This is a genomic window from Acidovorax sp. CF316 (assembly GCF_000276605.1).
Lineage (GTDB): Bacteria > Pseudomonadota > Gammaproteobacteria > Burkholderiales > Burkholderiaceae_C > Acidovorax.
Map to the genome: position 1 here is coordinate 70,021 of NZ_AKJX01000207.1, position 18,327 is coordinate 88,347.

Consider the following 18,327-nt stretch of genomic DNA (forward strand, 5'->3'; position numbering starts at 1 on the left):
ACCCTTCAGAAAACAAAAAAGCGGCCGCTGGCGGCCGCTGCAAGTGACTCAAGCCAGAACCGGCCTCAGCGGGCCTTGTACTCTTTTGCGAACCACTTCTTGTAGATCTCGCCATAGCTGCCGTCGGCACGCACCGCAGCCAGGCCGGCGTTCAGCTTGTCCTGCAGGGCCTTGTCGCCCTTCTTGACGACGATGCCGAAACCTTCTTCGGGAAAGGAAGGGTCTTCCACCGTCTTGAGCGCTGCATTCTGGCTCACGCGGTAGGCGATCACGCCGTTGTCGCCGATGGCGGCATCCACGCCGCCGCCGGCCAGCTCGGAGATGATGAGCGGCGTGCTCTCGAAGCGGCGGATGTTGGCACTGGTCTTGCCGAATTCGCGCGAGGCCACGTCGTCGGCCGTGGAGGCGTTCACCACGGCGATCTTCTTGCCCGCCAGGTCCTTGAGCGAGGCCACGGTGCTGTTCTTGGGCACGGCGATGAGCTGGTGGGCCGCAAAGTACGGGGCCGAGAAGTCGTAGCTCTGGCGGCGCTTGTCGTTGATGGTCACGCCCGAGATCACCAGGTCCACGTCGCCATTGTTCAGTGCCGCGAAGATACCGCTCCAGGGCGTGTTCACGACCTTGATCTTGAGGTTCTGGTGCTTGGCGATGGCGTTGATGATGTCGATGTCGAAGCCGACGATCTGCTTGTCCTTGTTCTCGAACGCGAACGGTGCATAGGTCGCGCTGGAGGCCACGGTGAGCTCGCGGGCCTGCGCGTGGGCAGCCAGGGAGACACCGAACGAGGCGGCCAGGCCGAGGCCCAGGGTGGCAATGCGGCGGGAAATGGACATGGTGGGCTCTTGGGGAAAGTCGGGAAAAAGGGCAGTATATCCATGCCCCAGGGGCACAGGCATCAATATTCATAGCGGTGCACGCCCTGTTTTTGGGCCTTGCGCGCCCCCTGTGGCCAATAGTCAGGCAGTTTTATGATGGGTGGAATAGTTGAGCCCATTCATCCCTGAAAGATTCCACTATGAGCAACGCCAGCCTTGCCCCGCCCACCTACGCGGATGTTGTTTCTGCCGCACAGCGGCTCGCTGGCGTGGCCCACCGCACGCACGTGCTGCGCTCGAACATGGCCGACGCGCTGCTGGGCACCCAGGTGTTCTTCAAGTGCGAAAACCAGCAGCGCACGGGTTCGTTCAAGTTCCGAGGGGCCTACAACACCCTCTCGCAGTTCAGCGACGAACAGCGCGAACGCGGCGTGCTGGCCTTCTCGGCCGGCAACCATGCGCAGGCGATCGCGCTGTCGGCCCGGCTGCTGGACATGCCGGCCCTGATCGTGATGCCCGAGGACGCGCCAACGACCAAGATGGCCGCCACGCGCGAGTACGGCGCCCAGGTCGTCACCTACGACCGCTACACCGAGGACCGCGAGGCCATCAGCCAGAGGCTGGCCCAGGAGCGCGGCATGACACTGGTGCCGCCCTTCGACCACCCCCACGTGATCGCCGGCGAGGGCACGGCCGCCAAGGAATTCCTGGAGGAGGTACCCGACCTGGACTACCTCTTCGTCTGCGTGGGCGGCGGCGGCCTGCTCGCCGGCAGCCTGCTGGCCGCCGAGGCCCTGGCGCCGAGCTGCCGCGTGGTCGGCGTGGAGCCCGAGGCCGGCAACGACGGCCAGCAATCGCTGCGCAGCGGACAGCTGGTGCAGATCCCCACGCCACACACGATTGCCGACGGCGCACAGGCCCGCTCGCTCGGGCAGATCCCTTTCCCCATCATCCAGCGCCTGGCGGAAGACATCGTCACCGCCACCGATGAGCAACTGGTCGAGGCCATGCGCTTCTTTGCCGAGCGCATGAAGCTGGTGGTGGAGCCCACGGGTGCCCTGGCCTTCGCGGGTGCCCGGCACGGCAGCGTGGACGTGCATGGCGCGCGCGTGGGCATCCTCGTCAGCGGGGGCAACGTGGACATGGCGCGCTATGCGCGCTTTCTGGCGGATTAGGGGCAACGCAAAGCCAAGTCTTCGAGATGGCGCGTGCGCTGATTTGGGATGGACTGCAAGGCGCAAAGCGCAGCCATAGCGGGTGCTATGGTGAGCATTTGCAACGCCGCAGGCCGCCCAAAGCGGGGCGCGCGGCGCGCGATGGACTTGGCTTTGCGCTGCCCTCGCCCCGAAGCGACTGCGTCGCCTCCCCCTCAGGGGGCGCCTCCAGTGGCCCGGCAAAGCCGGCTCCGCGGGGTCTCTGGCATGTGGCCTTGCCAGTTTCCACGCCCGCAGGCTCAAAGGGACGTCAAAATACCGTCACCGCCATTCACATTCACCGCCACATAACAAAGGCCGCGCCATGAGCCCCGCTACCACCAACGTCACCGTTATCAAGCACCCCCTCGTCCAGCACAAGCTCACGCTGATGCGCAGGAAGGACGCCAGCACCAACAGCTTTCGCCGCCTGCTGGGCGAGCTGAGCACGCTCATGGCCTACGAGGTCACGCGCGACATGCCGCTGCAGGACATCGAGATCGAGACCCCGCTGGAGACCATGACCGGCCAGGTGATCGACGGCAAGAAGCTGGTGCTGGTCTCCATCCTGCGTGCGGGCAATGGTTTTCTCGACGGCATGCTGACCGTGGTGCCTGGCGCGCGCGTGGGCCACATCGGCCTGTACCGCGACCCGGCCACGCTGCAGCCGGTGGAGTACTACTTCAAGATGCCGTCCGAGATGGACGAACGCGACATCATCGTGGTCGACCCCATGCTGGCCACCGGCAACTCGGCCGCCGCCTGCGTCGACCGGCTCAAGAAGCTCAACCCCCGCTCGATCAAGTTCGTCTGCCTGCTGGCCGCACCCGAGGGCGTGGCCACGCTGCAGAAGGCGCACCCGGACGTGCCGATCTTCACCGCCGCCATCGACCGCGAGCTCAACGACCATGGCTACATCCTGCCGGGCCTGGGTGATGCCGGCGACCGGATCTTTGGCACCAAGTAAGAGCGGGCCAGATCGAACAGCCGCCGCAGGGACCCAGTCCTTGGGCGGCTTTTTTACGCCCCAAGCCGGTGCGAATTTTTACCAACTGGTGGCTTTCTTCTGGCAGACTGCATGCCAGCGCCTGCCATCCATTGGCGCACTAATTGCTTGAGACAACGCCAGATCCGATCGCCCGTCCTCCATCCGAAGAAGGAATAACCTCATGACCTCACGCCGCATCTTCACCGGCCACCTGTTCTCCACCTCGCTGGCACTGTCGGCCATGATCGGCCTGGCGCCCGGCGCCGCGATGGCCCAGGCCAAGACCAAGGTGGCGGCGATCTACACGGTGCCCTACGAGCAGCAGTGGGTCAGCCGCATCCACAAGGCCCTCAAGGCGGCCGAGGCGCGCGGCGAGATCGAGTACAAGTCCAGCGAGAACGTGACCAACGCCGACTACGAGCGCGTGATGCGCGAGTACGCCACCGGCGGCAACCAGCTCATCGTGGGCGAAGCCTTCGCGGTGGAAGCCGCCGCCCGCAAGGTGGCCAAGGACTTCCCCAAGACCTCCTTCCTGCTCGGCTCCTCGGGCAAGCCGCAGGCGCCCAACTTCAGCGTGTTCGACAACTACATCCAGGAGCCGGCCTACCTGTCGGGCATGGTGGCCGGCGGCATGACCAAGAGCAACAAGATCGGCATGGTGGGCGGCTTCCCCATCCCCGAGGTGAACCGCCTGATGCACGCCTTCATGGCCGGTGCCAAGGAAGTGAACCCCAAGGTGGAGTTCACCGTGAGCTTCATCAACAGCTGGTTCGACCCACCGAAGGCCAAGGAAGCCACCTTCGCCATGATCGACAAGGGCGCCGACGTGCTCTACGCCGAGCGCTTCGGCGTGAGCGATGCCGCCAAGGAAAAGGGCAAGCTGGCCATCGGCAATGTGATCAACACCCAGGACAAGTACCCCGACACGGTGGTCGCATCGGCCCTGTGGCACATGGAGCCTAGCATCGACCGCGCGCTCAAGCTGGTCAAGGAAGGCAAGTTCACGCCCGAGGACTACGGCCCGTACTCGATGATGAAGCACAAGGGCTCGGAACTCGCGCCCCTGGGCACCTTCGAGAAGAAGGTACCGGCCGACATCGTGGCCAAGGTCAAGGCCAGGGAGGCCGAGATCCTGGCCGGCAAGTTCACCGTGAAGGTGGACGATAGCCAGCCCAAGTCCACGGCCAAGTAAGCTGCAGGCGGCGCTTGCGTGCGCCATTCGGGGCCACCTACTTCACTGCGGTGGCCCTTTTCATTGGTACTGTCCATCGCTTACCCTGTTGCCCATGACCTTCACCGCATTGCTCCCCCGTCGCATCGCCCAACTGCTCGGCACGCTGGCCCTGGCCGGTGCCCTGGCTGGCTGCGCATCCAGCCCCGCAGTCCAGGGCACGCGCCTTGACAGCACGCCGCGCATCGCCGTGATCTCGGCCTTTGCGCCCGAGCTCACCGTGCTGCTGCCCCAGGTGCAGCAGCCGGTCAAGCACAGCGTGAATGGCGTGGAATTCACCACCGGCACGCTGCAGGGCAAGCCCGTGGTGGTGTTCCTCTCGGGCATCAGCATGACGAATGCGGCCATGAACACGCAGCTGGTGCTGGACCGCTTCCACGTGAGCCACATCGTCTTCTCCGGCATTGCCGGCGGCGTGAACCCGGGCCTCCACATCGGCGACGTGACGGTGCCCGCGCGCTGGGGCCAGTACATGGAGTGGCTCGTGGCGCGCGAAGACCAGCCTGGCAAGTACTCGGCGCCCGGCTGGATGCAGGCTGAACTCACCCTGCCTGCCTTTGGGATGATGCATCCGCGCCCGGTGGAGGTGCGCTCGGCCGCCAATCCGAAACTCACGCAGAAATTCTGGTTCGAGGCCGACCCGCGCATGCTGGCCGTGGCCAATAGTCTGGCCACCGTGCCCCTGGAGCACTGCCATGCCAGCCACTGCCTGAAGGAGCGCCCGCGCATGGTGGTGGGCGGCAACGGCGTCTCGGGCCAGGCCTTCGTGGACAACAAGGCCTTCCGCGAATACGCGTTCAAGACCTTCGAGGCCAATGTGCTCGACATGGAGACTGCTGCCACGGCCATGGTGGCGCACAGCAACGGCGTGCCCTACATCGCCTTCCGCTCGCTGAGCGACCTGGCAGGCGGCGGCGACGGTGCCAACGAGATGGACACCTTCATGCACCTGGCGGCCGCCAATTCGGCCAAGGTGTTGCAGGCATTTCTCGCAGCTTGGAAGTAGCACTGCCCATGGAGCCCGCAGAAACCGTTCTTCGCCTCACTGGCATCACCAAGCGCTTCGGCAAGCTGGTGGCCAATGACGGCATCGGCCTCACGCTGGCGCGCGGCGAGGTGCTGGCCCTGCTGGGCGAGAACGGCGCGGGCAAGTCCACGCTGATGTCCATCCTGTTCGGCCACTACGTGGCCGACGAGGGCAGCATCGAGGTCTTAGGCCAACCGCTGCCGCCCGGCCAGCCGCGCGCGGCGCTGGCCGCCGGCATCGGCATGGTGCACCAGCACTTCACGCTGGCCGACAACCTCACCGTGCTGGACAACGTGCTGCTGGGCAGCGAGCCGCTGTGGCAGCCGTTTTCGCGCCGCAGCGCCGCGCGCGAGAAGCTGCTCGCCGTGTCGGCCCGCTTCGGCCTGCCGGTGCAGCCCGATGCGCGGGTGGGCAGCCTCTCGGTGGGCGAACGCCAGCGGGTCGAGATCCTCAAGGCCCTGTACCGCGGCGCACGCATCCTGATCCTGGACGAGCCCACCGCCGTGCTCACCCCGCAGGAGAGCGAGGCGCTGTTCCACACCCTGTCGCAGATGGTGGCCGAGGGCCTGTCCATCATCTTCATCAGCCACAAGCTGGCCGAGGTGCTGCGCGTCTCGCACCGCGTGGCCGTGCTACGCCAGGGCAAGCTCGTGGCCGAGGCGCCCGCGCAGGGCACCACGCAGAGCCAGCTCGCGCAGTGGATGGTGGGCCACGCCATCGAGGCCAGCGAACGCCGGCCCGCCAAAAGCGTGGGCGCGCCGGTGTGCACGCTGGCCGACGTGTCCACCGCCGCCACCGGGCGCGACCGACTGCAGGGCGTGTCGCTCACCCTGAATGCGGGCGAGATCGTCGCCATTGCCGGTGTCTCGGGCAATGGCCAGGTGGCGCTGGCCGATGTGCTGTGCGGCGTGCGCGCTGCCACGGCCGGCCAGGTCACGCTGCTCGGCGCGCCGCTGCAGGCCCGGCCCGCCTGGGTGGTGCACCAGGGCGTGGCCCGCATCCCCGAGGACCGCCATGCCGTGGGTGTGGTGGGCGACCTGCCGGTGTGGGAGAACGCCGTGTCCGAGCGCCTGCGCAGCCACTGGTTCGCCCACCCCTGGTTCAAGGCCTTCTGGGTCAAGCGCGGCGCGGCGCGCCAGCATGCCCAGCGCGTGGCCGAAACCTTCGACGTGCGCGGCGGCGGGCCCGACACCCCGGCCCGCTCGCTCTCGGGCGGCAACATGCAAAAACTCATCCTGGGCCGCGCCCTGCTGCCGCCCTACGACGCCCACCATAGCGCGCCGGCCCCCCGCCTCATCGTGGCGCACCAGCCCACCTGGGGCCTCGATATCGGCGCCGTCACCTTCGTGCAGCAGCAACTCATCAACGCCCGCGACGGCGGCGCGGCCGTGCTGCTGATCTCGGACGACCTCGACGAAGTGCTGGCCCTGGGCGACCGCGTGGCGGTGATGCACGAGGGGCACCTCACCCCCACCCAGCCGGCCGAAGCCTGGAGCCGAGAGGCCATCGGCCTGGCCATGGCGGGGGCGGTCAAGGGTAGGGAGGAGGCTCCGTGACACCGCAGGCACCGATGCAGCAGCGCCCAGCCCCTTACCCGGCGCCCATGGCAGCCAAGGTCCTGAAGACAAACCAGGTGAACACCAGGGCTGGCAGGTACAGCACCAATGCCACGCCCAGCTCCCACCAGGGCAGCGCCCTCCTCCACCACACGACCGGAAAGGCCGGTGCAAATACCGCGGCCGCATACAGCGACCAGGGGAAGAACCAGGCGCTGGCAAGCAGCAGGCAGGGCGTCCAGAGCGCCAGGCGGCTCCATCGCACCGCCCGGGGCTGGCGGCTGCGCAGCGCCCACCAGGCCAATGCGACAAGGCCGGCCACCAGGCACAACAGCGTCACCGCGGAAATCCACCGTGCCCGCTCCCTGCGCCGCTCCCGGTCTTCGTGGGCCGCCTGGAGCTCGGCATTGAGCTGGGCCGTGTATTCCGCTTCGTTCTTGAGTGGCAGGTCCAACGCAGCGGCCGAAGCAGCCGTTGCCGGCGCCGCGCCGGGCTGTGCGCCCGCCCCGGCACAAGGCAGCATCAAAGCGCCACACAGCAGCATGGCTGCGCCACGCGCGAATGCCACAGCCATGCATCCAGACCATCTCCGGACCGGGTTGTTCATGCGTCCCCTCTCTTTTTTTGGCGGCCCCGCGCGCTGCAGGCCCGGCCTCCGCTCTGCACATGGTAATCCGATGCATTCCACCCCCCTCCACACGCTGATGACCCATGCGGCTTGAGAAACGCAACCACATCTCCCCCGCCGCCTACGTGGCGGCGCCGGTGGGCGCCGTGGTATCCACCCTGCTCATCAGCGGCCTGCTGGTGCTGTGGGCCGGCGCGCCCGTGGGCCGCACCTACGGGCTGCTGCTGCAGGGCGCCTTCGGCTCGGTCTTCGCGCTGACCGAAACGCTCACGCGCGCCACGCCGCTGATCCTGACCGGGCTGGCCGCGGCCGTGGCCTTCCGTGCGCGGCTGTTCAACATCGGGGGCGAGGGGCAGCTGTACGCCGGCGCGCTGGCCGCCGTGGCCGTGGGCGGCATGCATGGGGGCACGGGGCTGGAATGGTCGCCCTGGCTGCTGTTCCCGCTGATGATGCTGGCGGCGGCCCTGGCCGGCGCCCTGCTGCTGCTGGGCCCGGCGCTGATGAAGTCGCGCCTGGGGGTGGACGAGGTGGTGACCACGCTGCTGCTCAACTTCATCGCCCTGCTGTTGGTCTCGGCCCTGCTCGACGGGCCCATGAAGGACCCGCTCTCCATGGGCTGGCCACAGAGCGTCGCGCTACAAGGCGATCTGGAGCTGTCCAAGCTGGTGCCACAGACGCGCCTGCACACGGGCCTACTGTGGGCCATCGGGCTCGCCCTCATCCTCTGGGCGATCCTGCGGCGCACGGTGCCGGGCTTCGACATCCGGGCAGCGGGCGCCAATGCGCGCGCTGCCGCCTTTGCCGGCGTGCCCATCACCCGCACCGTCGTGCTGGTGGCCCTGCTCTCGGGCGGGCTGGCAGGGCTGGCCGGTGCCATCGAGGTGGCGGGCCGCACCGGCTACGTCACGCTGGACATGTCGCCGGGCTATGGCTACAGCGGCATCGTGATCGCCATGCTGGCCGGGCTGCACCCGCTGGGGGTGATAGCAGCCGGCACCTTCGTGGCCGGCGTGCTGGTGGGGGCCGACAGCATGAGCCGCGCCGTGGGCGTACCCACCTACATCGCCGACGTGATCGTGGCCACCTCGCTGATCGCCGTCCTGGTGGCAACGCTCCTCACACAGTACCGGGTGAAGTGGAAATGACCGAGCTGCTCGACATCCTGGCCAACCCGGCCTTCTGGATCGCCACCTTGCGCGTGGCCACGCCCCTCATCCTGGGCACGCTCGGGGTGCTGCTGTGCGAGCGCGCCGGCGTGCTCAACCTGGGCATCGAAGGCATCATGGTCGCGGGCGCTTTCACGGGCTGGCTCGCGGTGTATGCCGGCTGCGGCCTGTGGACCGGGGTGCTGGTGGCGGCGTTCACGGGCGCGGTGTTCGGGCTGCTGCATGCCTGGCTTACGGTGGGGCTGGCGCTGTCGCAGCATGTCTCGGGCCTGGGCATCACGCTCCTGGCCACGGCGCTGAGCTACTACGGCTACCGCGTGGGCTTTCCCAAGGTGAACACACCACCCACCATCGAGCCGTTTGCGCCCATGGAATGGCTGGGCATTCCCATTCTCTCGGCCCAGACGCCGCTCACGCTGCTGGCGTTGGTGCTGGTGCCCCTGCTGGCCTGGGTGCTCATGCGCACCCCGCTGGGCCTGGCCGTGCGCATGGTGGGCGAGAACCCACAGGCCGCCGAAGGCCAGGGCCTGTCGGTCGCGGCCACGCGCGCCGGGGCCATCGTGGCCGGGTCGGCGCTGATGGGGGTGGCAGGGTCCTTCCTCACGCTGTCGGCCTTCAACGCCTTTTTCTTCAACATGGTCAACGGCCGCGGCTGGATCTGCGTGGCGCTGGTGGTATTCGCCTCGTGGCGGCCCGGCAAGGCACTGCTGGGCGCCCTGCTCTTCGCGTTCTTCGACGCCCTCCAGCTGCGCCTGCAGCAGGCTGGCGATGCCTGGCTGCCCTACCAGGTCTACCTGATGCTGCCCTACCTGCTGTCCATCCTGGCTTTGGTGCTGGTGGCGCGCAAGGCCGCGTATCCGCAGGCGCTGATGAAGCCCTACCGCAAGGGCGAGCGGTGAAAGCAGCGATCGCGCTGGCTGCACTGGCGCTGGCGTGCGCCCCCTCGGCCAACGCCCTGGGCATGGATGTGCCCTACGAACGCTTTGCCACTGCCGACGCGGTGGATTGGGTGCAGGTCTGCGGCCAATGGCCTGTGCGCAAGAACGAAGGCGTCTACCGCATCGTGCATGGCACGCAGTACGCGCAGTCCTTCCTGTACCTGCAGTGGATGCAGCGCGATGACCATGGCACTCTGCAGGCAGTCCATACCCAGGGCATCCGCGAACTCAACAACGACCATGCGGAGATCGCGCTGACCCGCATCGCCTGCCACGCCACGCGCACCGGCATCCGCATCACGGCGCGGGCCAGCTCGGGGCATGAAGAAAAGCTGCGCAGCATTGCCATCGACGCCGGCCATCGGCCTGGGGTGTACCGCTACACCGCGCACCCGGAGCGATGAGCCACCAGGAACGGGATCCAGGCACGAATCCGCGACAAAATACCCTTACCCGCGCCGAACACGAACAACGCCCTGCACCTGCACCACCATGCTCGACCTGCTGATCCACAACGCCACCCTGCCCGACGGCCGCACCCACATGTCCGTGGCCGTGCAGGATGGCCGCATCAACGAGGTGACTGAGGGCCTCGCAGCCCCCGCGCACGAAACGGTGGATGCCGGCGGCCTGCTGCTGAGCCCGCCGTTCGTGGACGCCCATTTCCACATGGATTCCACGCTGAGCTATGGCCAGCCGCGCGTGAACCAGAGCGGCACCCTGCTCGAAGGCATTGCGCTGTGGGGCGAGCTCAAGCCCCAGCTCACGCACGAGGCCATCGTGCAGCGCGCGCTGCAGTACTGCGACTGGGCCGTGGCCCAGGGCCTGCTGGCCATCCGCTCGCATGTGGACACCAGCGACCCGAGCCTGCTGCCCGTGCGCGCCCTGCTCGACGTGAAGCAGCGCGTGGCACCCTACCTGGACCTGCAGCTGGTGGCCTTTCCGCAGGACGGCGTGCTGCGTTCACCCGGCGGGTTGGACAACCTGACACGCGCGCTCGACCTGGGCGTGGACGTGGTGGGCGGCATCCCGCACTTCGAGCGCACCATGGCCCAGGGGGCCGAGAGCGTGAAGATCCTGTGCGAGCTGGCGGCCGAGCGCGGCAAGCGCGTGGACATGCACTGCGACGAGTCGGACGACCCGCTGTCGCGCCATGTGGAGACCCTTGCGCACGAAACCCACCGCCTGGGACTGCACGGCCGCGTGGCGGGCTCGCACCTCACGTCGATGCACAGCATGGACAACTACTATGTGAGCAAGCTCATCCCGCTGATGGCCGAGGCGCAGCTGGGCGTGGTCGCCAACCCGCTGATCAACATCACCCTGCAGGGCCGCCACGACACCTACCCCAAGCGCCGGGGCATGACGCGCGTGCCCGAGCTCATGGCGGCCGGCCTCACCGTGGCCTTTGGCCACGACTGCGTGATGGACCCCTGGTACGGTGGCGGCAGCGCCGACATGCTGGAGGCGGCCCACATGGGCCTGCATGTGGCGCAGATGACCAGCCAGGCCGCCATGCGCCAGTGCTTCGAGGCGGTCACCACCAACCCGGCCCAACTGCTGGGGCTGGAAAGCTATGGCCTGGCGGCCGGCTGCCACGCCGACTTCGTGCTGCTGCACGCGCGCAACCCGGTCGAGGCCATTCGCCTGCGGTCCACGCGGCTGGCGGTGTACCGGCGCGGCCAGAAGATCGCCAGCAGCCCCGCCCCCATTGCCCGCCTGGCACTGCCCGGCCGGCCGGACAGCGCAGCGTTCCTGGCGCAATAAAGATCGGCTGCTGCGACAGCAGCGGCTGGGTCAGTGGGCAGGCACCGCAACCGTGGCCGATACTGCCCGCTCGGGCGCCCTGAGCACCTCCACCCGATTGCGACCGCGCTTCTTGGCCAGGTACATGGCCTCATCGGCGCGCTGCAGCACGGACTCAGGGGTTTCACCCGGCATGCTCAGCGTGACCCCGATGCTCACGGTGATCGGAATGGCGCTGCGCTCGGTGGGAGCCGGCTGCGCCGCCACCAGGGCGCACAGGCGTTCAGCCACCGTGCGCGCGCCCTCGTGGTCGGCGTTGGGCAGGGCAATCGCGAACTCCTCGCCCCCCAGGCGGCCCAGCACGTCCTCGCGGCGCAGGCAGCGGTTGGCCAGCAGCACGAAGTGGCGCAGCACCTCGTCGCCGCACTGGTGGCCCCAGGTGTCATTGACCTTCTTGAAATGGTCCAGGTCCATCACCAGCACCGGCAGTCCGGCACCGCTGGTGCGCTGGGCATTGCTCATGGCCTTGTCCAGCAGCGTCAGGAAGGCGCGGCGGTTGAACACATTGGTCAGCGGGTCCACCTCGGCCAGGTGGCGCAGTTCATTGGCGATGAATTCGTTGGCCAGCATCAGCGCGCCGAAGGCGAACAGCACCAGCGCGATCAACGACTCGAGCACAACGAACTGCGACAGCCGGGCCACCAGGCTCGCGTCCATCCCGCCTTCCACCGTGCCGGCACCCAGCCTGAACAGCAAGGGGCGCAGCAGCAGGAACAGGCCGTGGGCAGCCGCCGCCAGCGCAAAGAGGTAGCGCGCAGGCACCAGCCGCGCCTCCCCTTGCGCCAGGGTGCGCGCGGTCAACAGGAAGAACACACCGGCACCCAGCCCGGCGAACACGAAGCGCATGCCCAGGTGGGGCTGTACCACGGTGAAGTAGGCCGATGCCAGCACCAGCGCCCCTATGGCGGCTGCCGCATACGCATGGGAGGCCGGCGGCCGCCCCATGTAGGCACGGCTGCCCAGCAGGCACATGTAGGCCGCCAGCGAGATGCAGCACTGTGAGATGACCACAGACACCAGCTCGGGCAGGTGCTCGCGCGCCAGCAGGCTCACACTGAACACCCCGGCCGACAGGAAGGACAGCACCCACCACCCCAGGCCGGGAATGTTCCGGTTGAAATGCCACATGGTGAACACCACCAGGGTGAGCAGCATTGCGAGAATGGCAGCGAGGATGACGAGTGTCGGACTGTGCACTGAAGCTGGCTGACTGACTGGCAGGTGGTAGGCGCGCTCTTGGGCGCGATGGAAGGCCCGTGCAGGCTGGGATGCAGGCAATGTTACTCTTACCCCATGACCCAGGGCTGACACAGCCCCGAGGAAACCTGCTACCCGCCCCGAAGTGTGGCGCGCGCCGGACAGCCAGCCTCCCCCTTACCTGCCTGCCGACATGATCTCGTCCCAGTTCGTCAGCCGGATCACGCTGCTGCGTGACAAGGTCGAGTCCTTCGACCAGTACCCGTTCTCACTGCCCCTCCTTCGCGACCTGGAGCAGATCGACCTGCACCCGCACGTGAACTTCTTCGTGGGCGAAAATGGCTCGGGCAAATCGACGCTGCTCGAAGCCATCGCCGTGTCGCTGGGCTTCAATGCCGAGGGCGGATCGATGAACTTCAGCTTCGGCACGCGCGCATCGCATTCCGACCTGCACCGGTACCTGCGCATCGCCAAGGGCCTGCGCCGGCCCAGGGACGGCTACTTCCTGCGGGCCGAGAGTTTTTTCAATGTAGCCACCGAGATCGAGAAGATGGACGAAGAGCCCTGCCCTGCGCCGCCCATCATCAACAGCTATGGTGGCCGCTCCCTGCACGAGCAATCGCACGGCGAGTCGTTCATGGCCTTGATGACGGAGCGCTTTGGCGGCCAGGGCCTGTACATCCTGGACGAGCCCGAAGCCGCGCTGTCACCCCGGCGCCAACTGGCCACGCTGGCGCGCATGCGCGACCTGGTGGAAGAGAAATCGCAGTTCATTATCGCCACGCACTCGCCGATCCTCATGGCCTACCCGGACGCGACCATCTTTCACTGCGGCCAAGACGGCATAGCGCCCATCGCTTACCAGGACACCGAACACTTTCGGGTGCCGCGCGACTTTTTCATGGACCCAGAGGGCATGCTGAAGGGGCTCCTCGGGGGCTGAGTACCGACGCTGCGGCATAAACCGCAACGCCTGGAAGGTGCGGGGTGCTACACCAGCCCGGCGGCCTCGTGCCAGAACGCCAGGGTCGCGCCCTCCTGCACACGGGCAGCCAATGCAGTACCCGGCTGCACCCAGGTGATGTAGGGCGTGGGATCACCACAGAGCACCTCGAATTGCACCGAAACACCCAGCGATTCAGCCACCGCAGGCACAGGATTGGCGAGGCGACCTTCGATCCACCTGGCCATAGGCGGCAGTTTCTCCTCGTCACTGCGGTAGCGCTGGTAAGCCTCGTAGTCAGCGCGCGAAACCTCCACCCAGCCGATGAAGCCCAGTGGCTTTTCCGATGGGTCCTGGAAAGCCAGCGCCAGCTCGCAGCTGATGAAGTGCCGCTTGTTGCCGATGCGGCACATGTACTCATCGTCCGATACCAGCTTCTGCGCAGACGCGAACCCCAGCTTGGGCAAACGCCACATGAAGTAGCGAGACATCTCGCCATGGACTTTTCCGCAGCTGCTGCAGATGGACGCCATCAGAACCTCCCGATTGAGAAGGACAGCAATGTAAACCCTGGAATTTCAACCCACCACGTTGCATTCCCGGCGCAGCAACGCCAGGGCATCGTGCATCTGGTAGTCCATGTCGCTGAGCAGTGTGGCCTGCGACTCCTGCACGAAGCTGTTCCACAGGTCCCCATAGTCGGCCTGGCGCACGCCGGGCGCATGCGCGCGGATGAACCCGGTTGCCAGCTCGGGCTGCCAGCCGCTCTTGCGCAACTTGCGCACCAGGCTGGCGGCGGTCTTTTCGGTCAGCACCGTCTTCTTGGGCGTGCCGGTGGCCAGGCACAGGAACAGGGTCAGCAGGCTGGGCTCGTCCTCGTTGCCCTGCACGGCCTTGGTCCAGGTCTTGCTGGCGGGCTGGGGGGCATCGCCCTCTTCGTCCAGGTCGGCCAGGTTGCGGTGGTAGTCGTCCACCTCGGCCAGGGGGTCGTCGAGCAGGAAGTAGCGCGCACGGAAACCGCTGGTGGGCCGCAGCAGGTTGCGCAGTGGCGTGGCCGTGTCGAGCAGCCTGGGCAGGTCGGCCAGCACCGTGGCGCGCTGGGCCTCCACCACATCCTTCAGGTCGGCAGGCAGGCCAGGCGGCAGCGACAGCCTGACCTGGTCCGCCGTGGTCTTCTTCTTGCGGTGGGCCGTGGCGATCTTCTCGAACACCACGGCATTGGGCCAATCACCCACCTTGGGGGCCAGGGCCTGCAGCAGCAGGCCGGTGCGGACCACGGCCTCGGCGTCGGCGCCCGATTCTTCGAGCGCGTCGTCGTCCAGGTCGTACTGTTCGGCCAGCCACCGGGCAGCGCCGATGGCCGCTGCGATCTGGCTGCGCCGCGCCAGCTCGGCGCGGTAATCGGCATGGCTGCGCAGCGACCACACGGCCAGCAACGGCGTTTCGGCATCGGCGTACCCGCCCATGCCGAAATTGCTGCTCTCGGGCATGGCGATCAGGCGCTTGAGCATGTCCGACCCGCCCTTGGAGCGCGACAGGAAGGAGTTGTCGCGCAGCGACACCGCGGCCTCGTGCAGGTCGCCCCCCGTGGTGTCCAGCAGGTACAGGCTGATCAGGTTGACCATGCGGTCGCGGGCCTTCTCCAGCTCGGGCCGCAGGAACTCGCTGCCGAAGTAGCGCGCGATCTGCACCATGCCCTTGGGGGCGTCGGTGTTCATCGCGGCCAGCCTGGCCGCATCGATGATGCCGTGCGCCACGCCGTGGGCCAGCGCCTTCTCGAAGAAGGGGCGCGCGTCGTGCAGTTGCAGCGCGTTGGCCGCCGGCGCAGAAGACATTTCGTGCTCGGACATGAACAAAGTCAGATGGCCGACTCTTCGTCGGATGCGCGGGCGGCAGGCGTGGCCTTGCCGCGGTCGGTCTCGCTGGTCTCGAACTTGCCGTCATCCTCTTCGGCGGGCTCATCGCCTTCGTCCAGGCCCAGGTCGAAGGCGCGGGCCTTGGCGCGCAGCACCAGCAGGGTTTCGATGAACAGGTCGCGGCATTCGTAGCGCAGCAGCCAGGCCATCTGCATCCAGTCGCGGTCGGCCACTTCGTCCTGGTCGATGCGCGGCTGCACGTAGCCCGAGGCCAGCAGCTCGTCGTCGGTGAGCGTGGGGCCGTAGTCCTCCACCGCATCGAAGGTGCCGGTGCGGGCAAAGGCCTCGATGCGGCTCCACTTTTCAGCAAAGTAATTGGCCAGCGCCTCGCTGCCACCCTCCAGGTCGCCAATGGCGGTGAGGAAGGCCACCGGGTCGGCATCGTCGCGGAACACCACGGCGTTGACCATGTTGCGCAGGTGCGTGTGGGTGAGGTCCTTGTACTGCTTTTCGAGCACCATGGCGCGCGCGAACTGCTCGGGCGTGACCAGCAGGTTGACCACCGAGGCCTTGGAGTCGTCGTACTCGCGCATCACGGCCAGGATGTCCTTGGGCGCGAGCTGGTCGAGCACCACCATCAGGGCGTTGTCGCCATCGGTGTCGGCCAGTTCGGCCAGCGCCGATTCGGCGCCCACGATGTCGCCAGCCGCGATGAGGCTGGTGGTCTTGGTGATCAGGGCCAGGTGGTTGTTGCTGCTCATGGTCAGTCCTTGCGGTCAAAGCCTACGTCGGACAGCCAGTTGTCGCTGGCCTCCTCGCGCGAGCGGGCGTTGTGCGGGTCGGCGGCATCGTCGGCGCTCAGGTTGTCGTAGCCGTCGTCGTGCTCGGCGGCGTCTTCGTCGTTCTCTTCATCTTCGGCGTCGGCTTGCTGGGCCGCAGGCGCCAGGCGCGAATGCACCTGCAGGTACTCGAGGCCCGCTGCCACGGCCATGAAGCGCTCGCCGCCAGGCTCGGCCAGCACCGTCTTGGCCAGGCTGGCAGCCCAGGGCTCGAGCAGCACGGCGCCATCGGCCAGGGTGCTCCAGGCCGGCAGGTCGTCCACGCCGCGGCCGATCAGGTGCTCCAGCGCCGCGGGGCGCGCAAAGCGAAAACCCTGGTGGAAGACCACGGCCACCATCTCGGGGGCCAGCTCCATCATCTGCACGAGAAAGGCCATTTCGTTGCGCTTTTGCGCCAGCCGCTTGCGCAGCACGTCCTTGCCTTCGGAATCCTGGGTCAGGTCATCGAGCTCGGCCTGGTAGGCCGAACGCAGGTCATAGAAATAGGGAGAGAGTTTCACGAAGGAAGAATGCCTTGGGTGTAGGTGTGCCAGATTTCCTGGGCGGTCTGCAGCGGGTCGTCGAGCAGGTTGCGGCGGCGGTTGTCGTCGTAGGCCTGGCGTGCCGTATCGTCGGACAGCACGTCATACGCCTTCTGCACCGCCTGGAAGCGCTGCGCGGCGTCGGGCGCCGGGTTGCGGTCCGGGTGGTAGAAGGCCGCCTTCTGGCGGTAGGCCTTCTTGATGTCGGCGAGCGAGGCGTTGGCCGCCAGCCCGAGGGCGGCGTAGTGGTCTGCAGTCATGGAATCCAGGTGGTGCGGTGGCCGGCGCGCACAGCGGGCGCCGGCACCAGGGCGGCGGGCTTCTTCAGCCGCCCAGGCTCACGTACACGTTCTGCACGTCGTCGTTGGAGTCGATGGCCGCCAGAAAGTTTTCCACCTCTTCGAGCTGTTCGGCCGTGAGGTTGGCGGGGTTCACCGGGTTCTTGGGCTTGTAGCCCAGCTTGGCCGACAGCACCGTGAAGCCCTGGGCCGGCAGAGCGCGGCTCACCAGGTCCAGGTCGGTCGGGTCGGTCCAGAAGGTGGTGTTGCCTTCTTCGTCGCCGGCCTCGAAGTCCTGCGCACCGGCCTCGATGGCGGCCATTTCAGGGTCGGCATCGCCGTTGGCGGGCTCGGCTTCGATCATGCCCACGTGGTTGAAGTCCCAGGCCACCGAGCCGGAGGTGCCCAGCTGGCCCTTGCGGAACAGCACGCGCATCTCGGGCGCGGTGCGGTTGACGTTGTCGGTCAGGCACTCGACCATCACCGCCACCTGGTGGGGCGCAAAGCCTTCATAGATCACGCGCTCGTAGTTGACCGCATCGGCGCCGGTACCGGAGCCCTTCTTGATGGCGCGCTCCAGCGTGTCCTTGGGCATGGAGACCTTGCGGGCCTGCTCGACCACCAGGCGCAGTCGTGCATTGCCGGCCGGGTCGGCACCGCCGCGCGCAGCGACCATGATTTCCTTGACCAGCTTGCCAAACAGCTTGCCCTTGGCATCTGCGACCTGTGCCTTGCCTTTTGCTTTCCACTGCGCGCCCATGTTGGACCTCTTCCTCGGTGAGTTTTGGTTGGTCGGGCGCCCTGCCCTTCAAGCAGGCGCCCTGTCAGGCCAGGAATCCGGGCTTGAAAGCGTTGCAAAAACGCCGCAGCCCCGTCTCTGGCCGAACCCTATAGAGTACCACTGTCGCCAAGGTGCAAGCACTATGGGGGCATGGGCACATCGATCTGCACCGGTGCCTCGTCCACGCCGTGCAGCCAGATGAAGGGCCTGTCGTGCAGCCTGGAGGGCGCCTGCTCGTCGGGCAGGAGGATCAGGTAGTCGCCGCCGCCATTGCTGGCAATGGCGATCGCCTGGGGCGGAAACCCCGTCCATTCGCGGGCCGCAGCCGTTTCCCCAAGGATGTGGGTTGCGGAGCGGGTGATGTGCTTGCGGTCCCTCGTGTCGGGCACGGAAAACAGCTCCCAGTACTCGCCCTCGGCCTCCAGGGTGCCGCCATTGGCCTGCATCAGCCGCACCCGCAGCCAGGGCGGCAGCGCAAGGCCCAATTGGTCCTCTGCAGCCGCGACAAAGGATTCGGTGGTGGGAAGCGCCATGGCAGGCACGCTACCAGATCGCGCCAGCCCA

At 67.3% G+C, this 18,327-nt stretch carries 20 protein-coding genes; 10 read left to right on the forward strand and 10 right to left on the reverse strand.

Annotation, left to right across the window (positions count from 1 at the left end; genetic code table 11):
- Window positions 1–65: 65 nt before the first annotated feature.
- Window positions 66–833, reverse strand: a complete 768-nt coding sequence (locus tag PMI14_RS25480; RefSeq protein WP_007858814.1) for a basic amino acid ABC transporter substrate-binding protein — start codon at window positions 831–833, stop codon at window positions 66–68.
- A 182-nt stretch (window positions 834–1,015) separates the two neighbouring features.
- On the opposite strand from PMI14_RS25480, the gene PMI14_RS25485 reads away from it, so the two are divergent.
- From PMI14_RS25485 to PMI14_RS25505, 5 genes are all read left to right on the forward strand, one after another.
- On the forward strand, window positions 1,016–1,990 hold the full coding sequence (locus PMI14_RS25485; protein WP_007858817.1) for a threo-3-hydroxy-L-aspartate ammonia-lyase: 975 nt from the start codon (window positions 1,016–1,018) through the stop codon (window positions 1,988–1,990).
- Between the two features lie 343 nt (window positions 1,991–2,333).
- Window positions 2,334–2,975: a uracil phosphoribosyltransferase gene (upp, locus tag PMI14_RS25490; protein WP_007858819.1), complete on the forward strand. Its 642-nt coding sequence runs from the start codon at window positions 2,334–2,336 to the stop codon at window positions 2,973–2,975.
- Window positions 2,976–3,177: 202 nt separating this feature from the next.
- The gene (locus PMI14_RS25495; RefSeq protein ID WP_007858824.1) at window positions 3,178–4,188 is read left to right on the forward strand and encodes a BMP family protein; all 1,011 of its coding nucleotides are present in this window, start codon (window positions 3,178–3,180) and stop codon (window positions 4,186–4,188) included.
- A 94-nt stretch (window positions 4,189–4,282) separates the two neighbouring features.
- On the forward strand, window positions 4,283–5,233 hold the full coding sequence (locus PMI14_RS25500; protein ID WP_007858826.1) for a 5'-methylthioadenosine/S-adenosylhomocysteine nucleosidase: 951 nt from the start codon (window positions 4,283–4,285) through the stop codon (window positions 5,231–5,233).
- A gap of 8 nt (window positions 5,234–5,241) precedes the next feature.
- The gene (locus PMI14_RS25505) at window positions 5,242–6,810 is read left to right on the forward strand and encodes an ABC transporter ATP-binding protein (RefSeq protein ID WP_007858828.1); all 1,569 of its coding nucleotides are present in this window, start codon (window positions 5,242–5,244) and stop codon (window positions 6,808–6,810) included.
- Between the two features lie 34 nt (window positions 6,811–6,844).
- Here the strand turns inward: PMI14_RS25505 and PMI14_RS25510 are convergent, their stop codons facing one another.
- Entirely contained in the window at window positions 6,845–7,384 is a 540-nt protein-coding gene (locus PMI14_RS25510; protein WP_108016437.1) for a hypothetical protein, read from the reverse strand.
- A gap of 137 nt (window positions 7,385–7,521) precedes the next feature.
- On the opposite strand from PMI14_RS25510, the gene PMI14_RS25515 reads away from it, so the two are divergent.
- The 4 genes from PMI14_RS25515 to PMI14_RS25530 all read left to right on the forward strand — a co-directional run bounded on the left by PMI14_RS25515 (window position 7,522) and on the right by PMI14_RS25530 (window position 11,309).
- Window positions 7,522–8,583 carry an ABC transporter permease gene (locus PMI14_RS25515; protein WP_007858832.1) on the forward strand — a complete coding sequence of 354 codons (1,062 nt, stop codon included), beginning with the start codon at window positions 7,522–7,524 and terminating at the stop codon, window positions 8,581–8,583.
- The gene (locus tag PMI14_RS25520) at window positions 8,580–9,503 is read left to right on the forward strand and encodes an ABC transporter permease (RefSeq protein ID WP_007858833.1); all 924 of its coding nucleotides are present in this window, start codon (window positions 8,580–8,582) and stop codon (window positions 9,501–9,503) included. Before PMI14_RS25515 ends, PMI14_RS25520 begins: the two co-directional genes overlap by 4 nt.
- Window positions 9,500–9,946, forward strand: a complete 447-nt coding sequence (locus PMI14_RS25525; protein ID WP_007858835.1) for a hypothetical protein — start codon at window positions 9,500–9,502, stop codon at window positions 9,944–9,946. Before PMI14_RS25520 ends, PMI14_RS25525 begins: the two co-directional genes overlap by 4 nt.
- Window positions 9,947–10,034: 88 nt before the next feature.
- Window positions 10,035–11,309, forward strand: coding sequence for an amidohydrolase family protein (locus PMI14_RS25530; protein WP_007858837.1), 1,275 nt, complete (start codon window positions 10,035–10,037; stop codon window positions 11,307–11,309).
- A gap of 30 nt (window positions 11,310–11,339) precedes the next feature.
- Here the strand turns inward: PMI14_RS25530 and PMI14_RS25535 are convergent, their stop codons facing one another.
- Entirely contained in the window at window positions 11,340–12,503 is a 1,164-nt protein-coding gene (locus tag PMI14_RS25535) for a GGDEF domain-containing protein (RefSeq protein ID WP_007858838.1), read from the reverse strand.
- A gap of 235 nt (window positions 12,504–12,738) precedes the next feature.
- Between PMI14_RS25535 and PMI14_RS25540 the strand changes: the two genes are divergently transcribed.
- On the forward strand, window positions 12,739–13,488 hold the full coding sequence (locus PMI14_RS25540) for an AAA family ATPase (protein WP_007858839.1): 750 nt from the start codon (window positions 12,739–12,741) through the stop codon (window positions 13,486–13,488).
- A 47-nt stretch (window positions 13,489–13,535) separates the two neighbouring features.
- Here PMI14_RS25540 and PMI14_RS25545 read toward each other — a convergent pair whose 3' ends face one another.
- The 7 genes from PMI14_RS25545 to PMI14_RS35090 all read right to left on the reverse strand — a co-directional run bounded on the left by PMI14_RS25545 (window position 13,536) and on the right by PMI14_RS35090 (window position 18,296).
- On the reverse strand, window positions 13,536–14,021 hold the full coding sequence (locus PMI14_RS25545) for a DUF2199 domain-containing protein (RefSeq protein ID WP_007858840.1): 486 nt from the start codon (window positions 14,019–14,021) through the stop codon (window positions 13,536–13,538).
- 45 nt (window positions 14,022–14,066) lie between these two features.
- The gene (locus PMI14_RS25550) at window positions 14,067–15,338 is read right to left on the reverse strand and encodes a hypothetical protein (protein WP_035205719.1); all 1,272 of its coding nucleotides are present in this window, start codon (window positions 15,336–15,338) and stop codon (window positions 14,067–14,069) included.
- A gap of 8 nt (window positions 15,339–15,346) precedes the next feature.
- On the reverse strand, window positions 15,347–16,105 hold the full coding sequence (locus tag PMI14_RS25555; protein WP_007858842.1) for a hypothetical protein: 759 nt from the start codon (window positions 16,103–16,105) through the stop codon (window positions 15,347–15,349).
- A 2-nt stretch (window positions 16,106–16,107) separates the two neighbouring features.
- Entirely contained in the window at window positions 16,108–16,683 is a 576-nt protein-coding gene (locus PMI14_RS25560) for a hypothetical protein (protein WP_007858843.1), read from the reverse strand.
- Window positions 16,680–16,964, reverse strand: a complete 285-nt coding sequence (locus PMI14_RS25565; RefSeq protein ID WP_007858846.1) for a DnaJ domain-containing protein — start codon at window positions 16,962–16,964, stop codon at window positions 16,680–16,682. The genes PMI14_RS25560 and PMI14_RS25565 overlap by 4 nt, the downstream gene beginning before the upstream one ends.
- Window positions 16,965–17,028: 64 nt before the next feature.
- Window positions 17,029–17,742, reverse strand: a complete 714-nt coding sequence (locus tag PMI14_RS25570; protein WP_007858853.1) for a YebC/PmpR family DNA-binding transcriptional regulator — start codon at window positions 17,740–17,742, stop codon at window positions 17,029–17,031.
- Between the two features lie 161 nt (window positions 17,743–17,903).
- On the reverse strand, window positions 17,904–18,296 hold the full coding sequence (locus PMI14_RS35090; RefSeq protein WP_007858854.1) for an SMI1/KNR4 family protein: 393 nt from the start codon (window positions 18,294–18,296) through the stop codon (window positions 17,904–17,906).
- Window positions 18,297–18,327 lie beyond the last annotated feature (31 nt).